Source organism: Kitasatospora sp. NPDC059803 (assembly GCF_042732255.1).
Classification (GTDB): domain Bacteria; phylum Actinomycetota; class Actinomycetes; order Streptomycetales; family Streptomycetaceae; genus Kitasatospora.
Window position 1 is genome coordinate 1,992 of record NZ_JBHWIJ010000183.1, and the last position, 15,440, is coordinate 17,431.

General features: G+C 72.3%; 14 protein-coding genes. 6 read left to right on the forward strand and 8 right to left on the reverse strand.

What is annotated here, in order from left to right; genetic code table 11:
• Window positions 1–88 precede the first annotated feature (88 nt).
• The 4 genes from ACFV6I_RS25665 to ACFV6I_RS25680 all read left to right on the forward strand — a co-directional run bounded on the left by ACFV6I_RS25665 (window position 89) and on the right by ACFV6I_RS25680 (window position 3,762).
• Complete coding sequence (locus ACFV6I_RS25665; protein ID WP_079136532.1) at window positions 89–1,048, forward strand: ABC transporter permease; 960 nt, start codon at window positions 89–91, stop codon at window positions 1,046–1,048.
• A complete protein-coding gene (locus ACFV6I_RS25670) occupies window positions 1,045–1,899 on the forward strand; it encodes an ABC transporter permease (RefSeq protein ID WP_063352389.1) in 855 nt (284 codons plus the stop codon). Before ACFV6I_RS25665 ends, ACFV6I_RS25670 begins: the two co-directional genes overlap by 4 nt.
• Entirely contained in the window at window positions 1,896–2,870 is a 975-nt protein-coding gene (locus ACFV6I_RS25675; RefSeq protein WP_380345825.1) for an ABC transporter ATP-binding protein, read from the forward strand. The genes ACFV6I_RS25670 and ACFV6I_RS25675 overlap by 4 nt, the downstream gene beginning before the upstream one ends.
• A gap of 94 nt (window positions 2,871–2,964) precedes the next feature.
• Window positions 2,965–3,762, forward strand: a complete 798-nt coding sequence (locus ACFV6I_RS25680; protein ID WP_363375673.1) for an ABC transporter ATP-binding protein — start codon at window positions 2,965–2,967, stop codon at window positions 3,760–3,762.
• Between the two features lie 129 nt (window positions 3,763–3,891).
• Here ACFV6I_RS25680 and ACFV6I_RS25685 read toward each other — a convergent pair whose 3' ends face one another.
• Window positions 3,892–4,536 carry a TetR/AcrR family transcriptional regulator gene (locus ACFV6I_RS25685; protein ID WP_380427859.1) on the reverse strand — a complete coding sequence of 215 codons (645 nt, stop codon included), beginning with the start codon at window positions 4,534–4,536 and terminating at the stop codon, window positions 3,892–3,894.
• Window positions 4,537–4,680: 144 nt separating this feature from the next.
• Here ACFV6I_RS25685 and ACFV6I_RS25690 point away from each other — a divergent pair, with 144 nt between their 5' ends.
• Window positions 4,681–5,871: an agmatine/peptidylarginine deiminase gene (locus ACFV6I_RS25690; RefSeq protein ID WP_380427861.1), complete on the forward strand. Its 1,191-nt coding sequence runs from the start codon at window positions 4,681–4,683 to the stop codon at window positions 5,869–5,871.
• A 234-nt stretch (window positions 5,872–6,105) separates the two neighbouring features.
• On the opposite strand, the gene ACFV6I_RS25695 is transcribed toward ACFV6I_RS25690, so the two are convergent.
• The 7 genes from ACFV6I_RS25695 to ACFV6I_RS25725 all read right to left on the reverse strand — a co-directional run bounded on the left by ACFV6I_RS25695 (window position 6,106) and on the right by ACFV6I_RS25725 (window position 14,715).
• Window positions 6,106–6,450 (reverse strand): tRNA-binding protein, encoded by a 345-nt coding sequence (locus tag ACFV6I_RS25695; RefSeq protein WP_063352396.1) that lies wholly within the window; start codon window positions 6,448–6,450, stop codon window positions 6,106–6,108.
• Entirely contained in the window at window positions 6,450–7,352 is a 903-nt protein-coding gene (locus ACFV6I_RS25700; RefSeq protein ID WP_380427863.1) for a 2OG-Fe dioxygenase family protein, read from the reverse strand. Before ACFV6I_RS25700 ends, ACFV6I_RS25695 begins: the two co-directional genes overlap by 1 nt.
• Window positions 7,353–7,714: 362 nt before the next feature.
• Window positions 7,715–8,878, reverse strand: coding sequence for an alpha-hydroxy-acid oxidizing protein (locus ACFV6I_RS25705; RefSeq protein ID WP_380427865.1), 1,164 nt, complete (start codon window positions 8,876–8,878; stop codon window positions 7,715–7,717).
• A gap of 364 nt (window positions 8,879–9,242) precedes the next feature.
• Window positions 9,243–12,398 carry a BTAD domain-containing putative transcriptional regulator gene (locus tag ACFV6I_RS25710; protein ID WP_380427867.1) on the reverse strand — a complete coding sequence of 1,052 codons (3,156 nt, stop codon included), beginning with the start codon at window positions 12,396–12,398 and terminating at the stop codon, window positions 9,243–9,245.
• 9 nt (window positions 12,399–12,407) lie between these two features.
• A complete protein-coding gene (locus ACFV6I_RS25715; RefSeq protein WP_380427869.1) occupies window positions 12,408–13,355 on the reverse strand; it encodes a DUF4184 family protein in 948 nt (315 codons plus the stop codon).
• A gap of 389 nt (window positions 13,356–13,744) precedes the next feature.
• Window positions 13,745–14,164, reverse strand: coding sequence for a RidA family protein (locus ACFV6I_RS25720; RefSeq protein WP_380427871.1), 420 nt, complete (start codon window positions 14,162–14,164; stop codon window positions 13,745–13,747).
• A 44-nt stretch (window positions 14,165–14,208) separates the two neighbouring features.
• On the reverse strand, window positions 14,209–14,715 hold the full coding sequence (locus ACFV6I_RS25725; protein ID WP_063352400.1) for a cupin domain-containing protein: 507 nt from the start codon (window positions 14,713–14,715) through the stop codon (window positions 14,209–14,211).
• A gap of 85 nt (window positions 14,716–14,800) precedes the next feature.
• Here ACFV6I_RS25725 and ACFV6I_RS25730 point away from each other — a divergent pair, with 85 nt between their 5' ends.
• Window positions 14,801–15,304: a MarR family winged helix-turn-helix transcriptional regulator gene (locus ACFV6I_RS25730; protein ID WP_063352401.1), complete on the forward strand. Its 504-nt coding sequence runs from the start codon at window positions 14,801–14,803 to the stop codon at window positions 15,302–15,304.
• Window positions 15,305–15,440: the final 136 nt, after the last annotated feature.

Genomic DNA, 15,440 nt, shown 5'->3' on the forward strand with positions numbered 1-15,440 from the left:
TTTGCCGCCTTGTCCCCCCGGCGGGACCCCGGGGGGGGCGCCGGCGCGCCCGCCGCCGCGCCCCGCCCCCGGACGTGAGGGCTTCCACGTGAGTTTCCTGCGCTTCACCGCACGACGGCTGGCCGAGATGGCGGCCACCCTCCTCGGCGCCTCCTTCGTGATCTTCGGCGCGATGTACCTGGCGCCGGGCAACCCGGCCAGCTTCCTGCTCTCGGGCCGCTCCGCCTCCCCCGAGGCACTCAAGGCGATCAACGACCAGTACCACCTGGACGAACCGTTCCTGCTGCAGTACCTGCGCTGGCTCGGCCAGATCGTCCACGGCGACTTCGGCCGCTCCATCACCTACCGCACCGACGTGTCGCGGCTGCTGGCCGACCGGCTGCCCGCCACCCTCCTGCTCGTCACCATGGCCCTGCTCCTGGTCGTCGCCATCGGCGTGCTCCTCGGCTGGATCGGGGCCGTCCGCGGCGGCGCCGTGGACTCGACCATCCTGGTCGCCACCACCGTGGCCGTCGGCACCCCGTCCTTCGTCGCGGCCGTCCTGCTGCAGGGCCTGTTCGCGGTGAAGCTGGGCTGGTTCCCGACCGGCGGCACCGGCGACGGACTCGGCCAGATGCTCTGGCACCTGGCCCTGCCCGCCGTCGCCCTGGCGCTCTACCTGATCGGCATGCTCGCCCGGGTCACCCGCGCCGCGATGCAGGAGGTCCTCGGCCAGGAGCACGTCACCGTGGCCCGCAGCCGGGGCGTCGCCGAGCACGAGGTGATCCGCCGGCACGTGTTCCGCAACGCCCTGGGCACCGTCCTGACCACGGGAGGCCTGATCGTCTCCACCCTGCTGGTGTGCACCGTCCTGGTCGAGTCCGCGTTCAGCGTCGGCGGCATCGGCCAGCTCCTCGAACTGTCCACCACCACCAAGGACTTCCCCACCGTGCAGGCCATCTCCCTGCTCATGGTGGGGCTGTTCATGGCGGTCAACCTCGTCGTCGACCTGCTGCACCCGCTGGTCGACCCCAGGGTCACCCTCGCGCCGAAGAGGTCCGCCGCATGAGCACCACCGTCCTGCGCCGCCCCGGCCTCGCCCGCCTGCGCACCGCCCGAGCACCCCTGTACCACCTCTGCCTCGGCCTCGTCGCCGTGGTCGTCCTGGTCGCCGTGCTCGCCTCCTGGCTCGCCCCGTACGACCCGAACGCCGTCGACCTGGGCAACGCCCTCGCCGGCCCCTCCGGCGACCACCTGCTCGGCGTCGACGCCGCCGGCCGCGACACCCTGTCCCGGCTGATGCTCGGCGCCCGCACCTCGCTGCTCGGCCCGCTCGGGGTGGTCGCCTTCTCCACCCTGGCCGGCGTCGCCATCGGCGTCACCGCGGCCTGGCGGGGCGGCTGGCTCGACTCCGTCCTGTCCCGCTCCACCGAACTGGTCTTCGCCTTCCCCGGCATGCTGCTGGCGATCCTGATCGTCGCGGTCTACGGAGAGGGGCTGATCGCCCCGGTGATCGCCCTCGCCATCGCCTACCTGCCCTACGTCAGCCGCCTCAGCCGCTCACTCGTCCTCGCCGAACGCTCCCGCCCCTACGTCGAGGCCTATCGCGTCCAGGGCCATTCCGGGCTCCAGATCTGCCTGCGCCACATCATCCCCGGCATCGCCCCCGTCGTCCTCGCCCAGTCCACCATCAACTTCGGCTACGCCCTGATCGACCTCGCCGGCCTCTCCTTCCTCGGACTCGGCGTCCCGGCGCTCACCCCCGACTGGGGCCGCATGGTCTTCGACGGCCAGACCGCCATCCAGCACGGCTACCCCCTGTCGGCGATCCTGCCCTGCGTCGCCATCGTGCTGACCGTCGTCGCCTTCAACGTCGTCGGCGAACGCTGGGCCGACCAGGTCGCCAGGAGGGACCGATGAACGTCCTCGACATCCAGGGCCTGCGGCTGCGCCTGCCCGGCACCGCCCGGCCCGTCCTCGACGGCGTCGACCTCACCGTCGACGCCCGCGAGACCGTCGCCCTCGTCGGCGAATCCGGCTCCGGCAAGAGCCTCACCTCCCGCAGCGTCCTCGGGCTGCTGCCGCGCGGCGCCACCACCGAGGGCATCGTGCGGGTCAACGGCGACGACGTCCTCACCATGAGCCCGGAACAGCTGCGCCGCCTGCGCACCGACACCGCGGCCATGGTCTTCCAGGACCCGCGCGCCTCCATCAACCCGCTCCGGCGCATCGGCGACTTCCTCACCGAGACCAGCCGCCGGGGCCCCGGCGGGGCCGACGCCGCCGCCGGACGGGCCGCGGAGATGCTGGCCGCCGTCGGGCTCCCGGGGACCACGCTCGGCAAATATCCGGGGCAGCTGTCCGGCGGCATGCTGCAACGCGTCATGATCGCGGGGGCGCTGATGGGCGACCCCGCCCTGATCCTCGCCGACGAGGCCACCACCGCGCTGGACGTCACCACCCAGGCCGAGGTCGTCGCCCTCCTCGGCGACCTGCGCGAACGCTTCGGCACCGCACTGGTCTTCGTCACCCACGACCTCGGACTCGCCGCCGCCATCAGCGACCGCGTCTACGTCATGTACGCGGGGCGGATCGCCGAAACCGGGCCGGCCGAGGCCCTGTTCGAGCGGCCGCGCCACCCGTACACGGCCGCGCTGCTCGCCTCCACCCCCCGCCTGGACTCCCCCCGGGGCAGGCTGGCCGCCATCGGCGGCAGGCCACCGAGCCTGCGCGAGGACCTGACGGGCTGCCCCTTCGCCGCCCGCTGCCCGCTCGCGACCGAGGTGTGCACCGAGCGGGCGCCCACCCTGCTGCCGCTCGCCGACGAGCCGGCCCGGCGGGCCGCCTGCCACCACGGCGACCGCGTCGCGGAGGTGACCGCCGATGCCTAGGAGCACTGCCGACAGCCCCAGCACGCCCGACCCCGCCACGACGAGCCCCGCCACGACCAGCCCCGTCACGACCAGCCCCGGAGGAGAACCAGCGATGCCGAAGACCGTCCTGGAGGCCGTCGGCCTGCACCGCGCCTACGGGAGCGTCCAGGCGGTCGACAACGTCTCCTTCACCCTGGCCGAAGGCGGATCGCTGGGCATCGTCGGCGAGTCCGGGTCGGGCAAGACCACCACCGCCCGGATCGTCGTCGGGCTCGAACGGGCGGACACCGGACGGGTCCTGGTGCACGGCCGGGACCGCACCGAGCACCGGCGCGGCCGGGCCCACCGGCTGGCCCGCGCCCGCGAGGTCCAGATGGTCTTCCAGGACCCGTACCTGTCCCTCGACCCCCGCACCAGTGTCGGCGCCGCGCTGCGCGAAACGCTCAGGCTGCACTTCCCCGACGCGGACCACCCCCGCCGGATCGCCGAACTCCTCGACCAGGTCGGCCTCGGCGAGCGCGAGGCCGAGGCCCTGCCCCGCCAGCTCTCCGGCGGCCAGCGCCAGCGCGTCGCCATCGCCCGCGCGCTGGCCGTCGAGCCCGCCGTCCTCGTCCTCGACGAGGCGGTGGCCGCCCTCGACGTCTCGGTGCAGGCGCAGATCCTCAACCTGCTCGCCGACATCCGCGAACAGACCGGCATCGGCTACCTGTTCATCACCCACGACCTGGGCGTCGTGCGGTGCGTCACGGACGAGGTGGTCGTGATGCGGCACGGCCGGATCGTCGAGTCCGGCCCCACCGCCGAGGTCCTCGCCCGCCCCCGGCACGCCTACACCCGGCTGCTGCTCGACTCCGTGCCCAGGCCGGGCTGGGACCCGCGGTCCATCGCGGACGCCCGCCGGGCCCTGTAGCCGGGCCTTCCGGACTATCGGACCCTCCGGACTGCCGGGGTCCCGCGGGGTCGGCGGACTCCACGGGGCCCCGGTGTCGTTCGGCCCGCGGGCGGACGACGGGCGGACGACGCCGGGGCGCAGGGCGTGCTACGCCGTCCCGGACGGTGCTCCGGCGAGCGCGCGCACCAGCGTCCCCAGCACCGTCGCCGCGTCCACGTTCGAGTCGAGGGACTGGATGGCCGCGAGGCCGTCCACCGCCGCCGCGACCGCCTCGCCCAGGGGTCGCGGGTCGATGCCGCCGCCCCGCTCGTCGGCGAGCACCTGGAAGAGCCGGACGAAGCACGACCGCCAGCGCAGGTACTCCTGCTCCAGACTCCCCCGGACGCGTTCGTCGTTGAGGGCGTGCCAGTGCAGGGCCGCGTGCAGGTGCGACAGGTCCGGGCTCTCGCCCCGGGTCAGCAGGCCGATCACGCGCTCGGTCCGCTCGGCGAAGTCGCCGGGGCCGTCCACCGCTTCCTCCAGCGGGGAGATCCACTCCGGCCGGATGTCCTCGATCACCGCGACGATCAGATCGGTGCGGTCGCGGAAGTGGTAGTGGCACATCCCGTGCGAAACGCCGGACAGCGCGGCGACGTTGCGCGTGGTGAAGCGCCCGGCGCTCTCGCCGGCCAGCAGGGTCCGGGCGGCGGAGACGAGCCGTGACCGGGTCTGCTCCCCCTTGGCCGACGAGCGCGTGCGCCCCTGCGGTACCACGGGGGCCGCCTGAACCTGTTCCTTCTCGCCTGTTGCCATGGCGCAACTCTAGGACGTGTCCGGCCAGGCCCCCGCTCCAGGAATCTTCGTCCGATCCTGCGCAGATAATTGACCGAGCGCTTGGTTAGTTCTACCTTTCGAGTCAATCCCGTTGCCGAGACGGGCAGTTGACCGGAGGACCCGATGAACGATCACGTCCCGAGCAGGTCCGGCCTGGGCAGACCCGGCCTGGGCAGACGACAGTTCCTCACCGCGGCCGGCCTCACCGCAGCCGGCCTGGCCGTGACGTCAGCGGCAAGCTCCACCGCCGCCGCGGCCGGCCTCCGCAACTCCCGCGACTCCCGCAGCGAGGGCACCGCGCTGTCGGGTGCGTTCGCCGTCCCGATCGACGGCGCTCGGCACACCCGGACCTGGATGGCCTGGCCCGACAGCACCGCGATCTGGCGCAGCCAGCTCAGCGGCGTCCAGTCGAACATCGCGCTGATCGCCAAGACCATCGCCAAGTACGAGCCGGTCGTCATGTGCGCCAACCCCGCGAGCGCCGCCAAGGCCCGCTCCCTGTGCGGCTCGTCGGTCACCGTGATCACCACGATCCCCGTCGACGACTGCTGGATGCGCGACACCGGCCCGGTCTTCCGCACCAACGGACCGGGAGCCCTCGACGCCGTCGGCCTCAACTTCAACGGCTGGGGAAACCGGCAGACCCACGCCAACGACGCGCTGGTCGCCCAGCGCATCGCCGCCTACGTCGGGGTGCCGTTCACGGCTGCCGGTCTGATCGCCGAAGGCGGCGCCATCGAACAGGACGGCGCCGGCACCCTGATGGCCACCCGCAGCAGCATCGTCAACGACAACCGCAACCCCGGGATGAGCCAGGCGCAGATCGAGGCCGCGATGTGCCAGGCCTACGGCGCGTCCAAGGTCATCTGGTTCACCGGCATCAGGAACCAGGACATCACCGACGACCACGTCGACGCCACCTCGCGCTTCCTCGCACCCGGCGCCGGGCTGGTCCAGATGCCGCTGGCGACCGACAACGACGCGTGGGCGAACGACGCGCGCGAGCAGTACCAGATCCTGTCCGCCGCCACGACGGCCGCAGGCGGTCCGACCGCGGTGACCAAACTCCAGGGCCCGGACTACTACAAGATCCGCTCCACCAACCAGAACTTCGTCGCCTCCTACGCCAACTACTACGCGTGCAACGGCGCCGTGATCTCCGCCCAGTTCGGTGACAGCACGGCCGACGCCGCCGCCCGGGCGACCCTGGCCCGGCTCTTCCCCGGACGCACCGTCGAGCAGCTCAACATCGACTCCCTCGGCGCCGGCGGCGGCGGCATCCACTGCGTCACCCAGCAACAGCCCGCCGTCTGACACACGTCAGCAACACGTGCGTGGCATGCGCGGACGGAGTTTTGAACGATCGGTGCAGGACCCGGCCGGCGGAGGTGCGCAGGAAGAGGTTCTTCACCCTCCACGAACGGGACCGAGCCAGCCGGTCGGGAGGCCCGGGGGAATCTCACCCCCGGGCTCCCGCAGAGTGAGCTCCGGCCGAACCTCCGCCCGGTCCCCGGCCCGGTCGTCCGGCCGGGGACCTGCCGATTCGCGTCAGAGCAGCCGGGCTCCCGGCTTGACCTCCCGGTCCGGGGCGATCAGGACCACGTCGCCGCCGCCCTCGCCCGGCACCCCGAGCACGAGGACCTCGGACATGAAGTCCGCGACCTGCCGGGGCGGGAGGTTCACCACGGCCATCACCAGGCGGCCTTCGAGGTCGTCGAGCGCGTACAGATCGGTGATCTGGGCGCTGGACTTCCGAACGCCCAGATCACCGAAGTCGATCCACAGCTTGTACGCGGGTCGGCGGGCGCGCGGGAACGCCTCGGCGCGGACGATCCGGCCCGCACGGATGTCGACGTTCAGGAAGTCGGTGATCGTGATCTCGTCCGCCGCCATCAGACCGCCACCGAGGGAAGCAGTTCGACCGACATCGGCAGGGCGGAATGGCAGGCGAGGGAGTCGTGCGTGTGGGAGATGTGACCCTCCATGGCGGGCTTCCGCGTGAAGAAGATCAGCATGTCCCTGGTGGAGGTCTGCTGCGGGTCGGCGGCGACCACCGGGGAGAGGCTGTGCTTCCGCTCGTGGTCGACGACCAGCATGGTGTCGAGGAAGTGGCGGTGCTGGTACTGGCCCACGACGAGCTCCGGTTCGACCTCGTCCCAGCGGACGGCGTTGATCTGCTGCATGTCGTGGAGGAAGGTGATCGCGCTGTCGGCGGTCATGTTCTCACTGCCGAGCAGGGTGGTCATGGTGTGGTCCACGCCGTCGCTGTGCACCCCTTCGAGGGCGGGCTCGCCGACGAGTTCGGGCGTGGTGACGGTCCGCAGGTTGAACAGGGTGCACACCCAGCCGGGGTAGTCGTAGTCCAGCTTCGGGCGGTGCGCGATCTCCACGTCCTGGACCATGAACGCCTTGAACAGGAGCAGCCCCTGGAAGGCCCGGTTCAGCTGGAGGTCGTCACCGACCTCCGCGAACTCACGCTTCTTTCCGGAGTCATGCCGTACGAAGTCCTCGTCGGCCGACAGCGCGAACGGCTGGAACTCGCCCCGGTCGACCGTCCCGTTCTTCACGTCGAAGTGGAAGCGTCCGTTCTTCGACTGGCGGAAGGGGAGGGTGGGATCGTCCGGCAGGTCGTCACTCACCCGCTGGAGCTGGGCCAGGTCGGCGTCGGTGGCGCCGAGCCCCTTCAGCAAGTCGGCCATGCGCTCTCCAGGGACGAAGGCCGAACGCTGCTCGACGTACTCCTTCTTGATCCGGGTCAACTCGGCTATGACCTGGTCGAAGTCGTTGGTGTTCATAAGATGGATACTCCGTTTCGGTTCAGGGGACGACTCCCCGCGGGACCTCTCGTGTCATTGGCGACGTCCGCCCGGGGTGGAACCGATCGCCTCCGACGAGAAAAACCTATGGGCCGCTGATCAATGATCAGTCAACGATAGATCTACGTGCGCGACATGGCTGATTCAACGCCTTGACTGTTCCACGAACCCGTAGATCACAGTCAAGTGACGGTCAGTCATCCATATGACTTCCTGATGGTCAAGGCCGACCGCAGGGATCCGGCCAGGACCGCTTTCACTCCAACCGGGTTCAAGTAGTTCGGGGAAGTACGGACCGCGTCGCCAACGAATACGTGTCGTGAATTCGGACGCCGTCCGCCTCAGAGGCGTACCAGCGCCTCGCGGGTCAGATCGGCCAGGGTCGGGTAGCCGTCGACCGCCATGAGCAGGTCGGCCTCCGCCAGCAGCGAGCGCAGCACGTGCACGATGCCGTCCTCGCCGCCGAGCGCCAGCCCGTACGCGTACGGGCGGCCGACGCCGACCGCGGTGGCGCCGAGGGCGAGCGCCTTGACCACGTCGGCGCCGCTGCGCACCCCGGAGTCGAAGAGCACCGGCAGACTGCCCGCCGCCTCGACCACGGCGGGCAGCGCGTCCAGGGCGGGCAGGCCTCCGTTGGCCTGGCGGCCACCGTGGTTGGAGCAGTAGAGGCCGTCGACGCCGCCGTCCCGGGCCCGGCGGACGTCCTCGGGGTGACAGACGCCCTTGAGGATGATCGGCAGGTCGGTGAGCGAGCGCAGCCACGGCAGGTCGTCCCAGGTCAGCGGGTTGCCGAAGATACCGGCCCACTCCAGGATCGCCGCACCCGGATCCTCCTCGGGGGCCTTGGCCAGGCGGGCCCGGAAGACCGGGTCGGTGAAGTAGTTCGCCAGGCAGTGGCCGCGCAGCTGGGGGAAGTTGGACGTCGCGAGGTCGCGCGGACGCCAGCCGGTGATCCAGGTGTCCAGGGTGACCACGATGCCCTGGAAGCCGGCCGCCTCCGCGCGGTGCACCAGGCTGGCGGCGAGGTCGCGGTCGGTCGGGGTGTAGAGCTGGAAGAAGCCGGGCGTGTCACCGAACTCGGCCGCGACCTGCTCCAGCGGGTCGACGGTGAGGGTGGAGGCCACCATCGGCACACCGGTGCGGGCGGCGGCCCTGGCCGCGGCGAGGTCTCCGTGGCCGTCCTGGGCGCAGAGGCCGATCACACCGACCGGCGCCAGGAACAGCGGCGAGGGCAGGGTGTGGCCGAACAGGTCGACGGTCAGGTCGCGACGGGCGGCGCCGACCATCATCCTGGGGTAGAGGCCCCACCGCTCGAAGGCCCGGACGTTGGCGCGCTGGGTGTGCTCGTCCCCCGCGCCGCCGGCCACGTACGACCAGATCGACGGGGGGAGGGCGGCCTGCGCCCCGGCCTCCAGCCCGGCGTACGTCATCGGCAGGGCGGGCAGCACCCCGCGCAGGCCGTCGAAGTAGATCTCGTTCTGGTAGTCACCGAACTGCTGGGCCATGGTTCCCAACCTCCTGCTGGTGTGGCGCGGTGTGGTGTCCGTGTGCGTGTGCGTGTGCGGGAGTGACGGAAGTGACAGGAGTGACGGTTGCGTTGATCTGATGTCTACCGACCCCTGCGAGCGTTCGGACGTCTTGCCATAGGTACGTAGGGAGCGTCAACGTGTTTCGAACGATTGTTGTCCGTACGGCTGTTGCCGGTGCGGCCGTGCTGGCGCCGGTGGTGGGCGCTGTTGCCGTGGGCGCGGGGGCCCCCGTGCGGCAGGGCTCGCCGACCGAGCCGTCGGCACAGGCCTGCGGCGGGTCGGCCGACGTGCACTGCCTCTCGGGGCACATCACGTGGAACGGGACCGGTCTCGTCATCCGCTACCGGGGGTGAGGAGTCCGGTCGGCGGTCGCCAGGGCGGCCAGCATCGACGTCACGTCGGCGGCCTCCGGGGCGCTGAGGCGGCTGAGCAGTAGACGCGCCTTCGCCTCCTGATGCCGGGCGGCGTGGTGGTCGCCCCGGGCGGTCATCGCGTGGGCCAACACCAGGTGGGCGAGGGCGCGTTCGCGCTGTCGCCCACCTTCTTCTGCGAGGTCCAGTGCCCGCTCCGCCTGCTGCACGGCCTCGTCGAGCCGTCCGAGCAGGCGCAGGACGTCGGCCAGGCGGCTTCGGGCGGCCGACTCCCGGTTGAGATCGCCGGTGACGCCCGCGCAGCAGATACACGACTGCAACTGCGCCGCGGCGTCGTCGAGTCGGCCCAGCTCCTGGTAGGCGAGGCCGAGGACGTAGTGCACGTACGCGGTCATCGCGACGTCGGCGGTCCCCCCGGGCTCGGCGAGGATCCGCTGACAGGTCTGCACCGCCGTGGCCGCGTGACCGGTGCGGATGCGGGACAGGGCCGCGTTCGCGGTGCTCGCCACCTCGCCGGACCGGTGGCCGAGCTGCCGGGCGAGCACCACCGCCTCGTCGAAGGCGGCGATCGCCTCCTCGTGCCGGCCCTCGGCCTGGGCGATGAGGCCCAGGTCGTTGAGGGCTTGCCGGAGAACGGCCGGGTCCTCCGCCTCCCGGCAGGCTTCGGCGGCCTGCCGGGCCTGTGCGCCGGCCTCGCCGAGCCGGGCCCGGGCCAGCAGGACCGTGCCGAGGAGGAACCGCGACCGGCCCTCCGCGCAACGGTCGCCGGCCGCGACGGCGGCGGCGATCAGCGTGCGCGTGGCGTCTTCCGCCCGGCCGCCCACGGCGCCGAGGCCGAGCGGGCTGAGGGCGATCAACAGGTTGACGGCCGCCCGCAGGTCGGTCATCGCCGAGGGCCGACCGTCGGCGATGACGCGCAGGGTGTCCGTCGCGACGGCGGCCGCGAGCGCCACGGCGCCGGGTGTCTCGGTCCGGGCCCACCGGCGGGCGTCCGCCAGATCCGCGAAGACCGGGGAGACCTGGAAGACCGGGGAGACCTGAGCGCGCAAGGAAGCCGGGGCGGCCGGGGCGGCCAGGGGGCGGTCAGGACGGGCGGCCGGCTGCTGGAGCGGCTCGCCGAAGACGTCGGCGACCGGGTCGCCGGGTACGGCGAGGGTGAAGGCCGTACGGGCGCAGCCGAGCAGATGGGTCAGCAGCCGCTGCTGGGCGCCGGCCCGTTCGTGGTCGCCGGTCCGCAGCGACGCCCGGCGGGCGAAGGCGCGCACCAGGTCGTGGTAGCGGTAGCGCCCGGCGCCCATCGACTCCAGCAGCGCCTGGTCCACCAGCGACTCCGCGAGCCGCTCCGCCTGGTACTCCGCCAGGCCCAGGACTGCGGCTGCCGATGCCAGACCGAGGTCGGGCTCCGCCCAGGAGAGCATCCGGAACGCCGTGGCCAGGGGTGGTGGGAGCAGCCGGTAGCTGAGCTCGAAGACCTGCTCGATCGCCAGGTCGCCCGTGCGGAGGGCGTCGATGCCCTCGCGGTCGTCGGCCAGGCTCCGGACGAGCTCGGCGATCGGCTGGTCCGGGGTGGCGGCGAGCCGGGCCGCGGCGATCCGTACGGCCAGCGGGAGCCGGCCGCAGGCATCGACCAGCATCCTGGCCTGGGGGCCCTGTTCGGACCGGCGTGCCGCGCCGATGACCGAGTCGAGCAGGCCGATCGCCTCGGGCTCGCTGAACACGTCCAGCGCGACGTTCAGAACCGACGGCACACTGGTGAGCACCGCGCGGCTGGTGACGATGACCGCGCAGTCCGACGAGCCGGGCAGCAACGGCTGGATCTGGGCCTCGTCGCGTGCGTTGTCCAGGAGGATGAGCAGCCGTCGTCCCGCGCTGGCGGTCCGGAACAGCGCCGCCCTGCTTTCGAGGTCCTTGGGCACAACTGCCGCCCGCACGCCCAGTGTTGTCAGGAAGTCCGCCAGGATGTCGGACGCGTTCGCGGGCACCAGGTCGGCGCCGCGCAGGTCCGCGTACAGCCGGCCGTCCGGGAAGTCCGGGCGCACGGTGTGGGCGGCTCGCACCGCGAGGGTCGTCTTCCCCACCCCGGCCATCCCGGTCACGGTCACCAGTCGCAGTGCGGGGCTGGTCCGTCCGGTCAGTGCTTGTCCGATTCCGGCAATGTGGTCTTGCCGCCCGATGAACTGCGACAGCACCGGGGGGAGTTGGTCCAGGGCCTCGCCGTCGGCCGCATCGCCTGCGCCTCGGTCAGTCGGCGTGGGCGGTAACGGTACGTCTGGGCGTAAGTCCGGACCGGGTGCACCGGTCCTCGATCGCATGGTGGCATCCACACCGAGATCGTGACACAACTCCGTGAGCACGGGCGCCGGTTCGATCCCCAGCTGCTCCACCAGCCGTAATCGGAGCGCGTCGTAGACCGCGCGCGCCTCGGACGTGCGGCCTTGCCGGTGCAGCGCGCGGATGAGCAGTTCCTGCAGGCGCTCGTGGAGCGGGTGGTCACCGGCCAGCTGCTCCAGCTCCGGCAGGTAGCCGGAGGGAGCGTCGAGTGCCGCGTCGAGAGCCACGTCAGGGGCTACGTCAGGGGCTACGTCGAGGGCTACGTCGAGGGCGAGGCGCTCTTCCAGGAGGGTGAGGCGCAGCCTCGAAAGCCGTTCCCGCTCGCGGCACATGAGCGGTCCAGGCAGGCCGGCGAGCGGCTCCCCGCGCCACTGGGTCAGGGCTTCTCCCAGTGCGTTCCGGGCGTCCTGCGGCCGCTCGGCGGCGCACGTCCCGGCCAGCTCCTGCAAGCGCTTGACCTGCCACACATCCACGCGGTCCGGCTCGACGGCCAGACGGTAGCCGCCCATTCGGGAGATCAGCACCGTGGGCGCCGTGCGCAAGGGCTCCAGCAGATTCCGCAGCTGCCACACGTAGGTGCGCAAGGTGGTGTCGGGCGCACCGGGCGGCTGGTCTCCCCAGAGGTCGGCGATCAGCTCGTCGACCGTCACGACCGCGTTCGGGCGCAGCAGCAGAGCGGCCAGCACCGACCGCTGCTGCGGGCCGCCGAGGTGCAGGTCCGTGCCGGCGCGCCGGACCCGCAGCGTGCCGAGCAACGCGAAGCTCAGCGAATCCTGATCATGATCTGGACGCACGTGTTCCCCTCATCCGGTCGGCCGGGTGCCGAACCGGCCATCAGCCTCTGCCTGGTGTTCCGATTGTCGGTGAACGGACCCGCGTTCTCCCTGCGGGCCCAGGCATACTGTGTCAACTCTGACCCTGCAAAGGCGGGTTGCCGTGAGGGCGCGCCGACTCCACCACATGAGGACGTACAGGGTCAGGCTGCCGATCAGGCCGGCGCCCGCGCCCTTCGCCGCGTCGGACAGCACCCCTTCGATCACGGCGCCCAGCGGGAGCCCGTCCGTCGCCGCCTCCGGGCCGGCGAGCCACCGCCAGGCGTGGGCGACGGCTCCGACGACCGCGACCAGGGCCATGGCGAGGAGGACGGGGCGCCGGAGCGCGCTGCCGGGCTTCGTGCGGCCCTCACCGGCGAGGAGGCGGGCCCGCCTCGGCCACACGTACACCGCGATGGCGGCCAGCCCGCCGATCGTGCTCGCGTGCTGCAACGCCCGCGCCCAGGTGAGGCTGCCCACCAGCGTGGAGTTGAGCCAGGGCGTACGGGTGACCACGAAGCCGTCGAAGTGGGTGAAGGCGTCCCAGACCAGGTGGGTGGCGATGCCGATCAGGGCGGACAGCACGATCCACCCGGCTCGCCGCGCCAGCGCGCCGGCAGTGCGCAGCCGCCGCGACGGAGTGACGGGCACCGGCACCGGCACCGGCAGCAGGGACGCCAGCGGGCGATGGCCTGCGCGGAGCAGCGCCCACAGGGCGAGGGCGTACGGCAGGGCGACGGTGACGGCGCCCGGGGCGCTGTGCGAGGTCGTGGCGTTGACGAAGGGTTCGTACCAGGACTGCGCGCTGACGGGCAGTCCCGTGGTGACGACGAAGTAGGGCAGGTCCGGTGCGACGGCTCCGGCGACCAGCGCGGCCCGGCTGAAGGGCCTCCGCAGCAACGGCAGTACAGCCGCGGGGTGGGCCAGGGTGAACGGCATGAGCATCCTCTCGCGCAGACCCCAATAGTCCGTCGAACGGAATGCTACGTCAAACGGACTAATGGCCTCTGGCGGACGCGCCGCGCCATCCCTTGCTGTCCGTACGGGCCGAAGCGCGCAGGTTCCGAGATTCCTGGACGAGATCGCACTCGAACCCGCGTGGGCTACCGCGGTTGGCTCGGCATCCGACTCTGCTCCGGATCCTCGACACGGCCGCCACCGACGAGGGCCCGTTCCTGCGGGTGCTGTTCCTCAAGCCGCGGCCCCGACACCGTGGAACGACGGCTGTGCGCGGCGACCCGGGCCGCGTGAGCGGTCCGCGCCGGCTCGAACGGCGGCGGTACGGCGAGGGGTCCCACCGACCGGTGGGACCCCTGCGCGTGGGTGGGTCAGCCCGCTGCCCCCGCCGTCGGCCGGACGGCGACCGCATCGATCTCGAAGAGCATCCCCGGCAGGGCGAGCGAGGCGACCCCGCTGAGCGTCTGCGCGGGCAGCCGGTCGCCCCAGGCCCCGGCCAGGGCCTTGCCGAGGACGGCCAGCTTCTCCGGGTCGTGGTCGACGATGTACGAGCCGAGCCGGACCACGTGCTCGAAGCCGAGGCCGACCCCGGCGAGCGCGGTGCGCAGGTTGGCGAGGGCGAGCTCCGCCTGGGCGGCGAAGTCGCCGGGCACGACCTGACCGCCGGCGTCGGAGGCGTACTGGCCGCCGATGAACACCGGTTCGCCGGGCGCGGAGGCGGCGTGGCTGTAGCCGAACGGCGTCGGGTCGTGCAGGCCGGGCGGGTTGGTGATGGTGCGGGTGTCGGTCACGGGGTTCCTTCCCTGGTGTCGGGCCGAGCTCGGTGTCGGGCGGTCTACGGCTCGGACCGGGCGGCTTCCTCCCGGGCGTCGCGCCAACTCGGCGACTCCAGGAAGTGGTTGTCGAAGAGGTCCTGCTTGGCGAGCAGTTCCTCGACCGTCGCCTCGCCCGCGCGGATCCGCTCCAGCAGGCGGAAGTAGTCGAAGCGCTCCACCCCGGGGGTGATCACGATCAGCAGGTCCGCCCCGGAGTCCGGCGCCGCCGCGAAGGCATGCGGCAGATGGGGCGGCACCACCACGAGGTCGCCGCTCCGGGCGGTGACCACCTCGTTCCCGACCAGCACCTGGGCCGAGCCGTCGACGACGAAGAACAGCTCCGAGGAGCCCCCGTGGTAATGCGGGGTGGCGCCGTCCTTGCCGCGCCCCAGCGTGACGCGCAGGGTGCTCAGGGCGCCGCCGGTGGCGCTGGAGTCCGCCAGCAGCCGCCCCTTGCCGCCGAGCATTCCGACGGTCTCGGCTTCGTCGCCCCGCACCACCACGGCTTCCGGTCCGATCAACGTCATTGGCCTCTCCCTACAGTGAGCGCTTCGATAGTTCCCTGGCTGATAGTACTACGTCTAACTATCTCCCATCGAATAACATGCCCCTATGGATCACGTGGACGTCATGCTCGACCAGTGGAGCCGGGAGCGCCCGGACCTCGACCTGGCGGCGGTCGGCACCGTCGGCCGCCTCGGCCGCCTCGCGCTGCTCGCGGGCCGGGTCGTCGAAGAGGTGTTCAAGCAACACGGCCTCCAGCGCGGCGAGTTCGACGTTCTCGCCACCCTGCGCCGCTCCGGCGCGCCGTACGAACTGATGCCCTCCGAACTCGCCACGCTGCTGCTGATGTCGCGGGCCGGCATGACCAGCCGGATCGACCGGCTGGAATCGGCGGGCCTGGTGGAACGCCGCACCGACCCGGCGGACCGGCGCAGCGTCCGCATCGCCCTCACCCCGGCCGGACGCGCCCTCGTGGACGCCGCCTTCACCGACCACGCGGCCAACGAGACCGCGCTGCTCTCCGCCCTCTCGGGCGAGGAACGGGCCACCCTGGACGGGCTCCTGCGCAAACTGCTCACCGACGTCGAGGGCGCGCAGAGCCCGGCGCCCTGACGGCCCCGCCCGACGCCCCCGCCCGAGGTCCAGCCACCCGCGACCGCCCCGGAACGCCGTGGGGGGGGGGGGCGGGGGCGGGGGGCGCGCGCCGGGCGCCGCCGCCCCGCGCCGGGGCCCGGGCGCGGGCGCGCGC

What these genes read in the sequence shown, in the direction of transcription:
- ACFV6I_RS25670 (WP_063352389.1), top strand. Translation starts at nt 1,045, where the DNA reads ATGAGCACCACCGTCCTGCGCCGCCCCGGCCTCGCCCGCCTGCGCACC.
- ACFV6I_RS25675 (WP_380345825.1), top strand. Translation starts at nt 1,896, where the DNA reads ATGAACGTCCTCGACATCCAGGGCCTGCGGCTGCGCCTGCCCGGCACC.
- ACFV6I_RS25680 (WP_363375673.1), top strand. Translation starts at nt 2,965, where the DNA reads ATGCCGAAGACCGTCCTGGAGGCCGTCGGCCTGCACCGCGCCTACGGG.
- ACFV6I_RS25685 (WP_380427859.1), bottom strand. Translation starts at nt 4,536, where the DNA reads ATGGCAACAGGCGAGAAGGAACAGGTTCAGGCGGCCCCCGTGGTACCG.
- ACFV6I_RS25690 (WP_380427861.1), top strand. Translation starts at nt 4,681, where the DNA reads ATGAACGATCACGTCCCGAGCAGGTCCGGCCTGGGCAGACCCGGCCTG.
- ACFV6I_RS25695 (WP_063352396.1), bottom strand. Translation starts at nt 6,450, where the DNA reads ATGGCGGCGGACGAGATCACGATCACCGACTTCCTGAACGTCGACATC.
- ACFV6I_RS25700 (WP_380427863.1), bottom strand. Translation starts at nt 7,352, where the DNA reads ATGAACACCAACGACTTCGACCAGGTCATAGCCGAGTTGACCCGGATC.
- ACFV6I_RS25705 (WP_380427865.1), bottom strand. Translation starts at nt 8,878, where the DNA reads ATGGCCCAGCAGTTCGGTGACTACCAGAACGAGATCTACTTCGACGGC.
- ACFV6I_RS25715 (WP_380427869.1), bottom strand. Translation starts at nt 13,355, where the DNA reads ATGCCGTTCACCCTGGCCCACCCCGCGGCTGTACTGCCGTTGCTGCGG.
- ACFV6I_RS25725 (WP_063352400.1), bottom strand. Translation starts at nt 14,715, where the DNA reads ATGACGTTGATCGGACCGGAAGCCGTGGTGGTGCGGGGCGACGAAGCC.
- ACFV6I_RS25730 (WP_063352401.1), top strand. Translation starts at nt 14,801, where the DNA reads ATGGATCACGTGGACGTCATGCTCGACCAGTGGAGCCGGGAGCGCCCG.